This window comes from Planctomycetota bacterium (genome assembly GCA_035384565.1).
Taxonomy (GTDB): Bacteria; Planctomycetota; PUPC01; order DSUN01; family DSUN01; genus DAOOIT01.
The window spans coordinates 88,393-103,902 of sequence record DAOOIT010000016.1 but is presented as its reverse complement, the minus strand read 5'-3'; the positions used below and the strand labels follow the sequence as shown (position 1 = coordinate 103,902).

Annotated in this window: 9 protein-coding genes; 7 read left to right on the top strand and 2 right to left on the bottom strand. The window is 68.8% G+C overall.

Annotated elements, in window-relative coordinates; translation table 11 throughout:
- Positions 1–655: 655 nt before the first annotated feature.
- From PLE19_08280 to PLE19_08265, 4 genes are all read left to right on the top strand, one after another.
- The gene (locus PLE19_08280) at positions 656–3,823 is read left to right on the top strand and encodes a C25 family cysteine peptidase (protein ID HPD14932.1); all 3,168 of its coding nucleotides are present in this window, start codon (positions 656–658) and stop codon (positions 3,821–3,823) included.
- Between the two features lie 165 nt (positions 3,824–3,988).
- Positions 3,989–4,753, top strand: coding sequence for a glucose 1-dehydrogenase (locus PLE19_08275; protein ID HPD14931.1), 765 nt, complete (start codon positions 3,989–3,991; stop codon positions 4,751–4,753).
- A gap of 228 nt (positions 4,754–4,981) precedes the next feature.
- Positions 4,982–8,512: a DNA polymerase III subunit alpha gene (locus tag PLE19_08270; GenBank protein ID HPD14930.1), complete on the top strand. Its 3,531-nt coding sequence runs from the start codon at positions 4,982–4,984 to the stop codon at positions 8,510–8,512.
- Positions 8,509–10,320 carry a DNA methyltransferase gene (locus PLE19_08265; GenBank protein HPD14929.1) on the top strand — a complete coding sequence of 604 codons (1,812 nt, stop codon included), beginning with the start codon at positions 8,509–8,511 and terminating at the stop codon, positions 10,318–10,320. Before PLE19_08270 ends, PLE19_08265 begins: the two co-directional genes overlap by 4 nt.
- Before the next feature lie 102 nt (positions 10,321–10,422).
- Here the strand turns inward: PLE19_08265 and PLE19_08260 are convergent, their stop codons facing one another.
- Both PLE19_08260 and PLE19_08255 read right to left on the bottom strand, forming a co-directional pair.
- A complete protein-coding gene (locus tag PLE19_08260) occupies positions 10,423–11,244 on the bottom strand; it encodes a sugar phosphate isomerase/epimerase (protein HPD14928.1) in 822 nt (273 codons plus the stop codon).
- A 29-nt stretch (positions 11,245–11,273) separates the two neighbouring features.
- On the bottom strand, positions 11,274–12,011 hold the full coding sequence (locus PLE19_08255; GenBank protein HPD14927.1) for a carbon-nitrogen hydrolase family protein: 738 nt from the start codon (positions 12,009–12,011) through the stop codon (positions 11,274–11,276).
- 140 nt (positions 12,012–12,151) lie between these two features.
- Here PLE19_08255 and PLE19_08250 point away from each other — a divergent pair, with 140 nt between their 5' ends.
- The 3 genes from PLE19_08250 (at position 12,152) to PLE19_08240 (ending at position 15,469) form a co-directional block, all read left to right on the top strand.
- A complete protein-coding gene (locus PLE19_08250) occupies positions 12,152–13,072 on the top strand; it encodes an EamA family transporter (GenBank protein ID HPD14926.1) in 921 nt (306 codons plus the stop codon).
- Positions 13,073–14,069: 997 nt separating this feature from the next.
- Positions 14,070–14,513: an Rrf2 family transcriptional regulator gene (locus tag PLE19_08245; protein HPD14925.1), complete on the top strand. Its 444-nt coding sequence runs from the start codon at positions 14,070–14,072 to the stop codon at positions 14,511–14,513.
- Positions 14,514–14,563: 50 nt separating this feature from the next.
- Positions 14,564–15,469, top strand: coding sequence for a sulfite exporter TauE/SafE family protein (locus PLE19_08240; GenBank protein HPD14924.1), 906 nt, complete (start codon positions 14,564–14,566; stop codon positions 15,467–15,469).
- Positions 15,470–15,510: the final 41 nt, after the last annotated feature.

Below are 15,510 nucleotides of genomic sequence, written 5' to 3'. Positions count from 1 at the left end.
CGCCTTGCATCCGCCCCGCTGGCGCCGGCAACGCAGCCCACGGGGATTCTTGGACGGGCTCCTAGACCCCAGCCCGCGGAAGATGTGGGCAAAGATCGGGGCAACGCCCTGGGTTCAGCGGGATTCACGGGTTCAGCCCTGAAGGGGCGAGATAGAGGCTGTCTATTCCGCCCTTTCAGGGCTGCCGCGAGGCGGTCTTGTTCCCAGGGCGTTGCCCTGGGCTATCCCATGCGAGCCCTTCAGGCTCCAGAGACAATCACCCTGCCTGCAATTCCGGCCCACACCCAGGGCGCCCGCTCTCGGGCGCGGCGGGGGCTTGCCGAAAACCTTCAAATCCCCTTGACTCCGGCTCCCCGGACTCCTACAATCCTGCCTAGGGTTGCATCCTACATAGCTAGAGGGCACCGTGGGACTGTGACGGGCGGTTCCACGGTCAAGGGGGGTCCCAATGAAGACAACGGGTGCTTGGGCATGGGCTACGCGCGCGCTCATGGGCAGAGCGGCTGAGGCAGGGCGCTCCCTCCGCGCAACTCACGACGCGAGGTTCGCAGCTCTGGCCGTCGTGTTTCTGGCCATGGCGTCCCTCTCGAGCGGAACGGAGGTGGCGCAGTACGGCGGCACGTACACGGGGTGGCCCGCTGAGGACCAGTGGGTCATGCTCAGACAGAGCAACGGGCCCTTCAGCGACCCAATGGACAAGAGGGGAACCAATCCGCCCAGCAGGATTGACTTTGTCGGCGACGCGACCGACCCGTGCGGCTATCGCGCCGTGGACTCGGCGTACCTGTACTTCCGCATCCGTGTGGACGAGAGCCCTGCCGCCACGTACAGCGATACGATCTACGTGATGATTGACATCAATGGGGACAGCCTGCCGGACTTTGCATTCGCGTGGGACTCCTATACGGCGAGCGGGACCGATCGCGGGCTGGAGATGCAGGTTTTCGACAAGGGACAGGGTGTCTGGAACACGGTTGCGTTCAAGGATGTGGACGGCAGCACCAGTTCCAAGCTCTCGTCCGACATCAATGGCGGGGGCAGGACTGGCGAAGGCTATGTGCGGACCGTGGACGGAGTGAATACCGCCAACTTCGGCACCACGACCTTCGTGGATTTCGCCATCTCCCGCGCCTATCTTCAGACGTACGTTCCGACGCTGTGGGCCGCCTCGCCCTGGCGCCTCGCCTTCGCCGCGGTGCCGAACAAGGACGACCATAGCACCCTTGACGCCAGCGGCGACATTGCCGGGGGCGGCACTCCCACCGGAACCATCAACATCGGATGGACGGACGGCGCTTACCCCACCGCGGTGGCCGTCTCCGGGTTCGGGGCCTCGGCTCAGCACGGACGTGTCGTGGCCGAGTGGGAGACGGCCTCGGAACTCGGGACCGCCGGCTTCTACCTCGAGCGGCTGAACGAGGCGAGCGGGAAGTATCAGCGCGTGAGCAGCGAACTCGTGCCCGCATTGCTCCAGTCGCCCGAAGGCGGCACGTATCGGCTGGTGGACCCGTCGGCGAAGCCCGGCGAGACCTACACCTACCGGCTTGTCGAGGTGGAGACCAGCGGGCGCGAGCGCAGCTACGGCCCTTACCGCGTCACCGTGGCCGAGGCCGCCGGCGCCGTTGGCCTCGCGGAGGCGGCGGGGGAACTGGCCGCCACCGGCTACAGCCGCAAGGCGCGGCGGACGTGGGGGCAGGGGGCGCCCGGCGTGCCGGCCGACGAGCCGGGCCGCCGAAAGGGCCAGGCCGAGGCCAGGGCCCTGCGTGCCAAGGCGGCGGTGGCCGCCGCGCCGGGGGCACAGCCTGCCGTGAAGATCACGGTGCGGGAGACGGGGCTGTACTACGTCAGCGCCGCGGAAATCGCGCCCCTGCTGGGCGTGGCCGAGAACGGCCTGCGTCCGCAGATCCGAAACGGGATGCTCTCGCTCTCCTGTCAGGGCAAGGCGGTCCGCTACCTCCCCGCCGAAGGCGGCACGGGCCTCTACTTCTTCGGCCAGCCTGTGGCGGGCAGCATCTACACGGACTCCAATGTCTACTGGCTGCGGCATGAGCGCGGGCTGCTCATGGCCACGGTGGGCGGCAGCGGCGCAGCGGCGGACGCGGCTCCGGGGACGTTCCGCGACACCGTCCATGCCGAAGTCAACCGCTATCCCGCCACCGGCCTCTTCACCGACCCTGAGGCGGACTTCTGGCTATGGGACTATGTGGTGGCGGGCGACCGGGCGCTGGGCAGCCCCACCTTCCGGTTGGCGGCGCCCGATGCCGCGGGAACCGGCACGGCGACCCTGACCGTGCGACTCAAGGGCGCCACCCAGTGCGCGGCGAACCCCAACCATCATGTCGTCGTGAGCCTCAATGGCACCCCCATCGGCGAGGGGCGGTGGGGCGGCACGGATGGCTGCACCCTCGCGCTGAGCGTCGGCGCGCAACTCCTCGTCCCCGGCGACAACCTGGTCACGGTGACCGGACTGCGCGACGCGGGGGTTCCTTATAGCATCTTCTATGTGGATGCCTTCGACCTGGCCTATCCGCGGCTGTGCCGGGCGGTGGACGATAGCCTGCTGTGCCGCGCCGAGGGGGATGTCCTGACCATCGAAGGCTTCAGCGGCCCGGCGATCTGGGTGTTTGATGTGACGGCCCCTCTCGAACCCGCCGTGGTGGACGGCACGAGCGTGGAGAAGCTGGAGAACCTCTACCGCGTGAGCCTCTCGGCCTCTGCGGGGAGCGCCTATCTGGCGGTGGCGCCGGCGGCGGTGAAGACCCCGGTGTCGGTCGAGCTCGACGTGCCGTCGCGCCTCACCTGGCGGGGGAACCAGGCCGACTACGTGGTGGTGGCGCCCGGCGTCTTCCTGGACGGGGCAGAGGCGCTGGCCTCGTACCGTCGGAGCCAGGGCCTCAAGGCCGTGGTGGTGGACCTCGAGGACATCTACGATGAGTTCAACCACGGCATCGCCGACCCGCACGCGATCCAGACCTTCCTCGCCCTGGCGCGCGGCACGTGGAAGACCGGCCCCCGCTACGCCGTGCTGGCGGGGCACGGCACGTTCGACTACAAAGACTACCTGGGCTACGGCGATAACCTGATTCCGCCGCTGCTGGTGGCGACGGACTATGGGCTGTTCGCGGCGGACACGCAGTTCGCCCCCGACGCGGGCTTCGCCGTCGGGCGCCTGCCGGCGGCCACGGCGGGCGAACTCGCCACCCTCGTGGGCAAGATCATCGCCTATGAGGCGGCGGGCGGGCCGTGGACCAAGAGCGTCGTCCTCGCCGCCGACCAGCCGGACAGGAACGCGGGCCAGTTCCCGCAGGACAGCGATGACCTGGGCGGCCTGGTGCCGGCCCCCTATGACGTGAGCAGATTCTACCTGCCGCAGATGCCGCTCCGAGACGCCCGGGCGGGCCTGCTGAACGCCCTGAACCGCGGCGCGTTCCTGCTGAACTACATCGGGCACGGCGGCATGGACCGGTTCGCGAGCGATGGGTTGCTGACTGTGAGGGATGCGGGCTCGTTGAGCAACGGCAGCCGCCTGCCGGTGGTCACGGCCTTCACCTGCATCGCCGGAAGGTTCGAGATGCCTGGCTATCGGTGTCTCGGCCTCGCCCTGGTGTTGCAGGATGGGGGCGGGGGCATCGCCTTCTGGGGGCCGACCGGCATGTCTGAGAACAGCGCGGCCAAGACGATGGGGGCCGAGTTCTTCCGCCACGCCTTCGCGCCCGGCCCGGCCGTGCTGGGCGACGTCGCGCTGAAGGCGTCGGCCGTCTGCCCGCCGGCCGCGCGGCTCTACCAGCTCCTCGGCGACCCTGCCCTGCGCCTGCGACGTTAGGCGGAGGCCACACCTCACGCTGCCGCGGCCGGCTCGGAGACCACCGCAACCTCGCCCAACCCGAGGGCATGGCTCCCCGGCACTTGCCTGGGTTGCAATGGCCCGGCGATCCTGTACACTGCACCCGCCGAACGAGTGTCCCCTTGGAACACCGGAGACACAGGGATGAGCGTGCCCATGTTTCGCCTGGAGGGCAAGACGGCTCTGGTCACGGGCGCGGCGGGCGGCCTGGGCGCGGCCTCGGCCGTCGCCCTGGCGCGCAGCGGGGCCGATGTGGCCCTCGCGGACCGCCCCGGCGTGAGCCTGGACGACACCGCCGCGGGGGCCTCGGCGCACGGCCACCGCGTGGTGAGGGTGGCGATGGATATTCGCGATCTGGCCCAGGTGCGCGAGGGCGTGGCCGAGGCCGAGCGCGGCCTCGGACGCATTGATGTCCTGGTCAACAACGCGGGGATCAACCGCCCGGGGCCGGGCCTCGACGTCACGGAGGCCGACTGGGATGCGGTGTTCGATACGAACGTGAAGGGGCACTTCTTCGTCACCCAGGCGGTGGCGCCGGCGATGCTGGCCAGAGGCTACGGGCGGGTGATCTTCGTTGCGAGCCAGGCCGGGCTGGTGGCGCTGCCGGGGCAGAGCCTCTACTGCGCGAGCAAGGCCGCCGTGATCCTGCTGGCCAAGGGGCTGGCCGTCGAGTGGGCGAAGCAGGGGGTCACGGTGAACGCCGTGGCGCCGACCGTGGTGGAGACGAACCTCACGCGGGCTCGGCTGGCGAACCCAGAGTTCCGCGCCTCGGTGCTGGCGCGCATCCCCGCGGGCCGGCTGGCCACGCCCGGGGACGTGGCCGCCGCCGTGGTCTACCTGGCCAGCGATGAGGCGGGCATGGTCACAGGCAGCGTGCTGTCGGTGGACGGCGGCTGGACGGCGTGGTGAATGGGGTGGGGCGACGCAAAGCCAAGCGCCTCGGGCGGTTAGGGGCCGCCGGATTTTGCCGTTGACACAGTGGGCGCACCGGCGCTAGGATACCGCAGTTGTTGTGGGCGGGGCACGTTGAAGCCCATCCCCTGGTATGCCGCGCTGCGGTGACCAGCTTCGAACCAGGTCTCTTCCTGGCTCGTCTTCGATTGCCCGAGCGTCCGAGAAAGCCATCAGGAGGCAGCCATGGCCTCAGCCGATAGCTTCGTGCATCTCCATGTCCATAGCCACTACTCGCTGCTCGACGGGGCGTGCAAGATTCCCGAGCTGGTCGAGACGGCGAGCGAGCTGAAGATGCCGGCCGTGGCCGTGACCGATCACGGCAACCTCTTCGGCGCCGTGGAGTTCTACCGCGCCGCCTCCGACGCCGGCGTCAAGCCCATCATCGGCTACGAGGCCTACGTGGCCCCCGGCAGCCGCCTCGACAAGGTGAATACCGGCGGCATCAAGGAGGCCGCCTTCCACCTCACGCTGCTGGCCGAGAACGAGCAGGGCTGGCGCAACCTGATCAAGCTCGCCTCCGCCGCCTACCTCGAAGGCTTCTACTACAAGCCCCGGATTGACTGGGAACTGCTCCAGAAGCACTGCGGGGGCCTCCTCTGCCTCAGCGGCTGCCTCAAGAGCGAGGTCGCCCATCACCTCCTCGCCGAGCGCCACGGCGTCGCCCGCGACACCGCCGCGCGATACCGCGACCTCTTCGGCCCGGGGCGCTACTACCTCGAGGTCCAGGAGAACGGTCTCGACGAGCAGCGCACCGTGAACCAGGGCGAGATCGCCATCGCCCGCGAGCTGGGCGTGCCCCTCGTGGCGACCAACGACATCCACTACCTGCGCCGCGACGACGCGGCCGCCCACGAGGCCCTGCTGTGCATCAACACCGGCAAGCTGCTCACTGACGAAGACCGCATGGCCTTCGGCACCGACCAGTTCTACTTCGCCTCCGGCCGCGAAATGGCCGAGCGTTTCAAGGACCTGCCCGAGGCCCTCGCCGCCACGCTCGACATCGCCGAGCGCTGCAACCTCAAGATGGACTTCTCGAAGCGGCACTTCCCGCCCTTCGACTCCGGGGGCGTGTCGAACGACGAACACCTGCGCCGCCTGGCCTTCGACGGCCTGCGCGAGATGTATGGCGGCCAGCCCCCGGCCGACGTGGTGGCGCGCCTGGAGGAGGAGCTGGGCATCATCAAGGAGATGGCCTACGCCAGCTACTTCCTCATCGTGCGCGACTTCGTGATGTACGCCCGCGAGCACGACATCCCCGTCGGCCTCCGCGGCTCCGGCGCCGGCTGCCTCATCACCCGCGCCCTGGGCATGACCGACTTCAACCCCGTCGAGCACGGCCTGCTCTTCAAGCGCTTCCTCGACCCCGAACGGCGCGAGCCGCCCGACATTGACGTGGACCTCTGCGAGGTGCGGCGCGAAGAGGTGCTGAGCTACGTGCGCCAGAAGTACGGCGCCGACTGCGTGGCCCAGATCGTCACCTTCGGCACCCTGGGCGCGCGGGCCGCCATCCGCGACGTGGGGCGCGTGATGGACATTCCGCTCAAGGAAGTGGACGCCATCGCGAAGGAGGTGCCCGAGGTCCTCCACATTACCCTCAAGGAGGCCCTGGCCAAGAGCCCCGAGCTCCAGAACCGCTACAAGAACGACCCGCGAATCCACAACCTGCTCGACGTGGCCATGCGCCTCGAGGGCCTCTGCCGCCACGCCTCCACCCACGCCGCAGGAGTCGTCATCTCCGACCGGCCGCTCACCGAGCACCTGCCCCTGTGCAAGACCGGCGACACCGTCACCACCCAGTTCGTCTTCGAGGACGTGGAGACCATCGGGCTGCTGAAGATGGACTTCCTGGGCCTTCGCAGCCTGACCATCTGCCACGAAATCCTCGACCTGGTCGAGCGCGAGACCGGGACGCGCCTCGACCTCACGCAGATTCCCCTCGACGATGCCGCAACCTACGAGCTGCTCAAGCGCGGCGAGACGGAGGGCGTCTTCCAGTTCGCCTCGCAGGGCATGCGCAGCCTGCTCACCCGCGCCAAGCCCGACTCGATCGAGGACCTCATCGCCATCGTGGCCTACTACCGGCCCGGCCCGCTCCAGAGCGGCATGATGGACAAGTTCATCAACTGCAAGCACGGCCGCGAGCCGATCACCTACGCGCACCCCAAGCTCGAGCCCTACCTCAAGGGCACCTACGGCCTCATCGTCTATCAAGAGCAGATCATGCAACTCGCCCACGACATCGGCGGCATGTCCATGGGCGAGGCCCTCTCGATGATCAAAGCGATCAGCAAGAAGAAGGAAGACAAGATCAAGAAGGGCCGCGACGCCTTCATCCAGGGCTCGACCGAGCGCGGCCTCGACGCCAAGACCGCCCAGGACATCTACAACCTCATCGAGTTCTTCGCCGGCTACGGCTTCAACAAGGCGCACTCCACCGCCTACGCCTACGTCGCCTACCGCATGGCCTACCTCCGCGCCCACTACCCCGTGCAGTTCTTCGCCGCCTCCATGACCTGCGAGCGCTCCAACCGCGACCAGGTCAACGCCTTCGTCAAGGACGCCAAGGCCCACGGCATCGAGGTCCTTCCGCCCGATCTGAACCGCAGCTACACCGACTTCCGCACCGAGGGCCGCCAGATCCGCTTCGGCCTGGGCGCCATCAAGAACCTGGGCGACAAGACGGCCGACGCCCTGGTGGCGGCCCGCGAGGCTGGCGGCCCCTTCCGCTCGCTCTTCGACCTGTGCGAGCGCTGCGACAGCCGCCTCGTCACCCGCGCCGCCCTCGAGACCCTCATCAAGTGCGGCGCCGCCGACTCCCTGGGCGGCACGCGCGGCCAGCTCCTGGCGGGCCTCGACCGCGCCCTCCAGGTCGGCGCCACCGCACAGCAGGACCGCTCGCGCGGCCAGGCCAGCCTCTTCGACCTCCTCGCCGACCAGCAGACGCCGCCTCAGGAGCAGCTCCCCGACGTCCCCGACGTGCCCAAGAACGAGCAGCAGGCCTGGGAGAAGGACCTCCTGGGCTTCTACGTCTCGGGCCATCCGCTCGAGGAGCACGAGGACGTGCTGCGCATGTACGCCACGGCCACCACGGCCCAGCTCGCGCAAACAGAGGACGGCACCGAGGTGGTCGTGGGGGGCATCGTGGACAGCGTGCGCATCTCCGTCACCCGCAAGGGCCGATTCGAGGGGCAGCGCTGGGCGCGCTACGAACTCTCCGACCTCGACGGCACGGCCCGCGGCGTCATGTTCGCCCAGGAGTTCGCCCAGCACGGCCAGCTTCTCAAGGAGGGCGCCATCGTCTTCATCCGCGGGCGCGTGGACTACCAGGGCAACGAGCCCACCCTGCGCGCCCAGCAAATCATCCCCATCGAACGCGCACACGCCCTGCTGGCCGGCAGCCTGATCGTGGATGTAGATGAGGCGGCGGCCAACGAGGCCACCCTCACCGAGCTCCGCGACCTGTGCGCCGCGCACCACGGCGAACTGCCCGTCTACGTCCGAATCCGCCTCCTCGACCAGAGCGCCTACACGCTCCGAGTCGGCAGATCCATGTACGTGGAACCCTCGGCCCAGCTCCTCGCCGCCACCCACCGCCTCGTCGGCCCCGGCCACGCGCGCTTCGCCCCGCGGCGCAACGGCAACGGCAACGGCCACGGCGGCAATGGCGGGCAACGGCCCCGGCGACGCCCCTTCGCAGGCACCAGGCACGCGTGAGCCACCCGCCCTATCAACCGCCGCGCCTGGAACGGCCCCCCATCTACACCGTGGGCGCCAACCCCGCTATCGCCCCCTTCCTCGCGGCGGGCCGCCGCCAGGGCCGTGCCGCGGAGGCGGGGCCGCCCACCGATGTGGCCGCTTCGAAGGGCTCCGCCGCCTATCGCGCGCACTCCTATCACACCAAGGTGCCGCCCGAGGGCATCGTCCCCTTCATCGAGCACTACACGAGCCCGGGCGGCGTGGTGCTCGACCCCTTCTGCGGCTCGGGCATGACCGGGGTCGCCGCACTCCGGGCCGGCCGCCGCGCCGTGCTCGTGGACCTCTCGCCGGCGGCGACCTTCATCGCCAGCAACTACTGCGCGCCGCCCGACCCCCAGCGCCTCCGCCGCGAGGCGCAGCGTCTCCTCGCCGCCGTTGCCGGCGAACTCGACCCGCTGTACGCCACCACCTGCCGGTCCTGCGGCGGGGCCGCCTCCATCGCCTACACCGTCTGGAGCGACCGCTACGCCTGCCCGGACTGCGGCGGCGAATTCGCCCTGTGGGACGTTGCCCGCAAGGGCCGCCGCGTGGCGGGCCGGCTCGCGTGCCCGCACTGCCCGCGCGAGGCCCCGCGCGGCGGCTGGCGCCGCCTCGACCCGGTGCCCGTGCGGATCGCCCTGGACTGCCGCGGCTGCGGCCGCCAGGAGGCCCCGCCCACCGAGGCCGACCGCGCGCTCGCGCAGGCCGCCGGCGCGGGCGACTGGGAGCAGCGCGTCCCGCACCCCACCACGCCCATCCCCACGCGGGGCGACGAGATCGCCCGCGTGCACAAGCAGGGCATCGGCCGGGTGGACCAGCTCTTCACCCGCCGCAACCTGCGCGCCCTCGCCACCCTCTGGCACGCGGCGGCCACGCTGCCCGGCCTCGAGTGCCGCCGCGGGCTCTTCTTCTGCCTCACCGGCGCCATGCCCCGGGCCTCCCGCACCAACAAGTACATCCCCGCGCTCGGCGCCGCGCCCGGGCCGATCCTCGGCACCATGTACATCCCGGGCTTCCACCCCGAACTCAACGTCCTCGCCCTCTTCCAGCGCAAGGTGGACGACGTGGTTCGGTACAGCCGGGACTCAGGGCTCGCCAAGGATGGCCTGCTCTTCCAGCCCGTGGAGCGAGACGCCGTCCGCATCTCCACCCAGAGCGCCACGGACCTCTCGAACATCCCCGACGCCAGCATAGACTACGCCTTCACCGACCCGCCATTCGGGGCCAACATCGCGTACTCCGAACTGAACCTGGTGTGGGAATCGTGGCTGGGCGTGCGCACCCACGTGCCCGACGAGGCGGTGATGAGCCGCACGCAGAGGAAGGGCGCGGAGGACTATCGGCGGCTCATGGCCCAGGCATTCGGCGAGGTGCGCCGCGTATTGCGGCCCGGCGGGCGCTTCAGCATCGTCTTCCACAACACCGCGGCCGAGGTCTGGCGCGCCCTCCAGGATGCCCTCGCCGACGCCGGCTTCGCGGTCGAAGCCGCCGTCACCTTCGACAAAGGCCCGAACCAGAGCTTCAAGCAGTTCACCGCCGAGGGCGCCGTTACCCACGACCTCGTCGTCACCTGCGCCCCCGAGGAGCGGGGCATCTCCGCCCCGCGTCCTCCGGCGGCCACCGAGGCCGATCTCGCCGAGTACCTCCAGGGCCTCCGGGCTGCGCCCTCCGGCTCGCGCGAGCCGCGCAGGCTCTACTCCGCGGCCATCGCGCACTTCCTCGTGCGGGGTGTGCGCGTGCCCTTCGGGTTCCGGGAGTTCCGGGCGATGCTCGCTCGCACGGAATAGAGTAGGACCGATAGGACCTATGGGACCGGTAGGACAAGAGCTGCCTGTCCTATGCGTCCCATCTGTCCTATCGGTCCTGTCTCCACGCGGAAGCAGCCGGTTTCACACGAACAGCCGCAGGTACTTGATGCCCTTGTCGAGCCCATCCTCGGGGCTGAAGGCGCCGTCCTCGTGCTCGATGCTCAGCACGCCCTTGTAGCCGATCTGGCGCAGGCGGCCGACGTACTTGCCCCACTCCACGCTGCCGTAGCCGGGGATCACGTAGCGCCACCAGCCGCCCGCCAGGCACCCGCGCCGGGCCAGCACCTCGGCCTTCATCTCCGTGTCCTTGGCGTGCGTGTGGAAGATACGGTCCTTGTAGCGGTCCACCCCGCCCAGGTAGTCAATGCCCTGCCAGATCAGATGCGACGGATCGTAGTTGAACCCGATGGCGGGCGAGGGCACGGCGGCGAGGATGGCGTCCCACAGGTCGAAGTGCTGGAGCAGCGTGGGGAACCAGTTCTCGAAGGCGATCTTGATCCCTTTGTCCTCGGCGTACTGGGCGAGCGGGGTGAAGACCGTCTTGAAGTCTTCGGCGATCGTCTGCTCTTTGCTCTTCCCGGGCACCGGCATGCCGGTCATGGCGCACAGGATCGGCGTGCCGACAGCCACGCAGGCGTCCACGTTCTTCTTGAACGCGGCGATGGCGGCCTGGCGCTTCGCCTCGTCGGCCTCCAGCAGATTGCTGTAGGCGGCGAGGCTCGAGATCGCCAGCCCGTTCTCGGCGAACAGGTCTTTGATCTTCGACGCCTCTTTGATCGCCCGGTCCGCCGGCAGATGGCCCACGGAGACCTCGAGCGCGGCGAACCCGAGCTCCGAGGCGACTCGCACGACGTCCTCGAGCGACTTCTTGCCCATGCACGCGGTCAGAAACCCGATCTGCATTCGTCTCTCCTTGCTTCTCCTCCCCGGGTTCACGCGATGTCACAGTACAGGATTTGCTCCTTGTTGAGGTGTCCGGCGGCGAGTTCGCGGCCGCCGGGCCCGTAGACGAGGCTGCGGCCGTGCAGGATGCGGCCCTTCCAGGGGCCGTCGGTGAGTTCGCCCACGCTGTTGGCGCCGACGAGGAAGATGGGGCTCTCGGTGGTGCGCTTCTTGAACCGCTCGCGGATCGCCTTGCTGTTGGCGGCCTCCTTGCGGGGCTCGCAGGCCCAGGCGCACGGCGAGAGCACCACGCGCGCACCCATGCAGGCGAGCGTCTGGTCAATGAACGGCACCCAGTTGTCCGCACAGATGTTCACGCCGATGCGTCCGAACTCCGTGTCGGCCACGCGCAGCTCCGAGCCGCGCGAGTAGGTCCTCAGCCCGACCTCCAGTTCGTTGATCTTGCGGTGCTTGAGGATCAGGCGGCCCATGCGGTCGAAGAGCAGCGCCGAATTGTAGAAGCTCTCGCCCGCCTGCTCGGTGAAGCCTGCGCACAGGTACACGCCGTGCGCCCGGGCCGCCTCGGCCAGCCGGCGGCTGAGGGTGCCCGGCACCGGCTCGGCCAGCTCGCGGGCGCGCCCGCACAGCCAGCCGAGGTCCAGGCACTCGGGCAGCACCACCACGTCGGCGCGCTGCTCGGCCGCCTCGGCGATCCCCACCAGCGCGCGCTCGAGATTGGCCTCCTTCTCGCCCGTCTCCACCCGCATCTGCACGATCCCCACACGCATGCCGCGCCCCTTGTGGCCTCAGTCTCGCGTGCGACATGATAGGCTTCCGCGGGCGCTTGTCAAGGCGACATTGGCGCGCGATGCCCCGTTCGACTATGATACGCCCGCCGGCGGAGCACCGCCGGACGGAGAGAGCCGCCGTGAGCCGCCGCGCCCTGGTGCTGGGAGTTCTCGCCTGCGTGTCCTGGAGCACGGTCTTCGTGCTCGGCAGGATGACGATCCGCCATCACGCCACCGACCCTGTGGTGTTGGGCCTCTACCGCTTCGGCCTCACGGGCCTCGTTCTGGCCGCCACGCTGATCCTGAGCGGACGCGGCGGGGCCCTCGGCGTGGTGATCCGCGAGCCGGCTCCGTTCCTGTTTCTGGGCCTCACGGGCGGGTTCGCCATGGGCTTCTTCGTCTTCCTCGCGCTTCAGCACACCCATTCGATCGTCGTCCAGGTCATCATGAACTCCAACCCCGTGCTCATCGTGCCGCTGTCGCTTCTGGTGGGAGAGCGGGTGGGCGTGGGCAAGGTCTGCGGGGTGGCGCTCGGGGTGGCGGGGTGCGTGCTCGTGCTGGGAGGGGTGTCGCCCGAGCAGGCTCACGAGAACCCGCGCCACGTGCTCGGCGGCGTTCTCGCGGGGCTGTCGGGCCTCTCGTGGGCGGCTTACACCGTGTTTGGGCGGCGCGTGGTTCGGCGGCACGGCGGTCTGGTGACGACGACGCTGAGCATGCTCATCGGCGGCGTGGCGTTTCTCGTCGCCTGCCTGGCGATGGGGAAGGGCCTGGCGCTGCCGTGGCGGGGCGCGCTGGCCGGGGTTTACCTTGCCCTCGTGCCCACAGCGTTCGGCTTCACCGCGTGGTACGTGGCGCTGAAGGACCTGCCGGCGAACGTCCTCGGCCCGCTTCAGTTCGTCGTTCCGGTCGGGGGCGTGGCCTTGGCCCTTCTGCTCCTGCCCGACGAGCGGCTCACCGCCCCCATGCTCCTGGGGGGCATCGTCGCTCTGGCCGGTGTGTTCCTCTCGACGCGCGAGGCCGCGGGTCCAAGAGCACGCGGGTCCGATGAGTCCGACCTCTGACAAGGCACACAGGCTGTCCCCGCGGCCATCCATCGCCCCGTCAGCGCCCGACAGGTGATTCGGCAAGCGCTCTTGCGGTACGGCCGCTCCCGTGGCCGGTGCTGCCATGGTGTATCACATTCTCCCGCACAGGGGTGATACACCATGGCGACCACGTTGCCGAAATCCCACATGGCGGGGCAGGTCCACGCGTCGGCGACAGGGTCTGGCGATTCCGACATGTCAGTCGCTGGGGAGCGTGGGACGCTGGCTACTCCGCCAGCGAGTCCTACCCATAACCACTTATGTCGCAACGCCTTAGGCTCTACGGTCGCTCCCGCCCCCATACTTGCTCATCCCGCAGATGAGCCGGAATGGCCGGAGCCGCGAGAACCGCCCATGCTCGCCCATCTACCCATACTTGCTCATTCCCCCCTCACAGGGTTGAGCAAGTATGGACAGGCTTCGGCCGCCAGCCGCTCGGCACAGCTCCCCCGTGGAGCCGCCAGGTCCGCCAGGAGCTGGCACGCCCACGCGCTGCACCGAGTTGGAACGGTCGGGAGGGCGCGGCTCTCATGCTGCCCCCTACGCCTCTTTCCCCTCTCGCCGATGCCTTCTCACCCTTCTCGCCCCTGCGCTCCGTCCCCTTCTCTTTCTCGCCCCTACGCTCTGCGTGGGGGCGGAAATCCGGACGCTCCTGCGTCCAGCCCCAATCTCCCGCGGGTTCGCAACCCCGGGAGGTTTTCTTCCACGAAGAAGAAGAGGAAGAAGAAGAGGCCGCGGAGCGGCCAAGAGGCTCGTCCCCACGCGAAGCGTAGGGACGAGAGAAGGGAGCGGAGCGTAGGGACGAGAGAAGGGAGCAGAGCGTAGGGACGACGAGAACATTCGGGAGGGCGAGCGGGGCTTAGGTTTCCAGGAAGGCTCCCGGGACCCGAAGTCGGGGACAACAGACGAAATAGCCTTGACAACCGAGCTGCGTCCTGTATAATAGCCCCTGACAATATAGGATTTGAAGATTATGAAACTGTCGAAAAAGGGAATCTACGCCCTGCGCGTTCTGCCGCATCTGGCCGATGGCTACGGCAAGGAGGCGCTGTCGGCTGCCACGCTTGCGAAGCGTGAGGGGATATCGGTGAAGTACCTGGAGCAGGTGCTCACAACCCTGCGCAAGGCGGGGTTCCTGGTGAGCGAGAGGGGCAAGGAAGGAGGGTACGCACTGCGGGTTCCGCCGCAGCAGGTGACGCTGGGCGACGTGATCCGCGCAGTGGATGGCCCCCTGGCGCCGATCCCGTGCGCCAGCCGCACGGCGCCGCACCACGACCCCGATTGCCCGTATCCCATCGAGACCTGCTGGTTGCGCCTGCTCATGCTGCGGGTGCGCGACAACATCGCTGCGGTGCTGGACCAGGAGACGGTGGCCCAGATGGCCGCGGAGGCCCGTCGGGCAGTGAGGAAGGCGTGAGTCGCCTTTTTTCTGTTGTGCAAAGCCTATTACACAGATAGGAGTAAAGAATGAAGTTGAGCGGAGAAACCCTGATGGCCGCTGACGAGCAGGCCCCTGCGCGGCGCCTCCGCGTCGCCTGGAACATCGGGCTGGTGGCACTGGGCGGCCTTCTGCTCGCCTTGACTTTCACGCGAATGCCCGGTCTCGCGGTGGGCGGGGCGTGGAGGTTCGTGGCCATCGGCCTGATGGCCTTTGTGGCGGAGTACGTGGACTCTTCGCTGGGCATGGGTTACGGCACCACGCTCACCCCGCTCCTCATGATCCTGGGCTTTTCCCCCCTACAGATTGTCCCCGCGGTGCTGTTGTCGGAGTTCTTCACCGGGATCTCCGCGGGGTTGATGCACCATGGGTTCGGCAATGTGGACCTGAGGCGTGGTACCCGGGCGTTCACGACGACCTGGATCCTGGCGCTCTGTTCCGTGGTGGGGGCCCTCGCGGCCGTGGTGCTGGCCGTGAACCTGCCGAAGCAGGCTGTGAAGCTCTACATCGGCGCCATGGTGCTTGCGGTCGGCCTCTTCATCATTCTGGCGGGCAAGGGGATAGGGCGGTTCTCGTGGGGCAAGATCGTGGGCCTTGGCACAGTGGCCGCGTTCAACAAGGGCATCTCGGGCGGGGGCTACGGGCCGCTGCTCACAGGCGGGCAGGTGCTCGCGGGGGTGCCTGGGAAGAATGCCATCGGGATCACGTCGCTGGCCGAAGGAGTCGTGTGCCTGGTGGGGCTGATTGCGTACTTCAGCCTGAGTCAGTCGCTCGACTGGGGCCTGGCAGTGCCCCTAGTGGTCGGTGCGATGGCCTCCGTGCCGGCTGCCACGTGGACCGTCAAGGTGCTGCCTGAATCCATCCTGCGGCGCTCCATCGGCTACGCGACCACCTTCCTGGGGGTCCTGAGCCTCGTCAGCAGCATCAAGATGTGAGGGCTTGACACGGCGGGGCGGAAGTGTATGCTCTTGGCCGT

What these genes read in the sequence shown, in the direction of transcription:
- PLE19_08280 (HPD14932.1), top strand. Translation starts at nt 656, where the DNA reads ATGCTCAGACAGAGCAACGGGCCCTTCAGCGACCCAATGGACAAGAGG.
- PLE19_08275 (HPD14931.1), top strand. Translation starts at nt 3,989, where the DNA reads ATGAGCGTGCCCATGTTTCGCCTGGAGGGCAAGACGGCTCTGGTCACG.
- PLE19_08270 (HPD14930.1), top strand. Translation starts at nt 4,982, where the DNA reads ATGGCCTCAGCCGATAGCTTCGTGCATCTCCATGTCCATAGCCACTAC.
- PLE19_08260 (HPD14928.1), bottom strand. Translation starts at nt 11,244, where the DNA reads ATGCAGATCGGGTTTCTGACCGCGTGCATGGGCAAGAAGTCGCTCGAG.
- PLE19_08255 (HPD14927.1), bottom strand. Translation starts at nt 12,011, where the DNA reads ATGCGTGTGGGGATCGTGCAGATGCGGGTGGAGACGGGCGAGAAGGAG.
- PLE19_08245 (HPD14925.1), top strand. Translation starts at nt 14,070, where the DNA reads ATGAAACTGTCGAAAAAGGGAATCTACGCCCTGCGCGTTCTGCCGCAT.
- PLE19_08240 (HPD14924.1), top strand. Translation starts at nt 14,564, where the DNA reads ATGAAGTTGAGCGGAGAAACCCTGATGGCCGCTGACGAGCAGGCCCCT.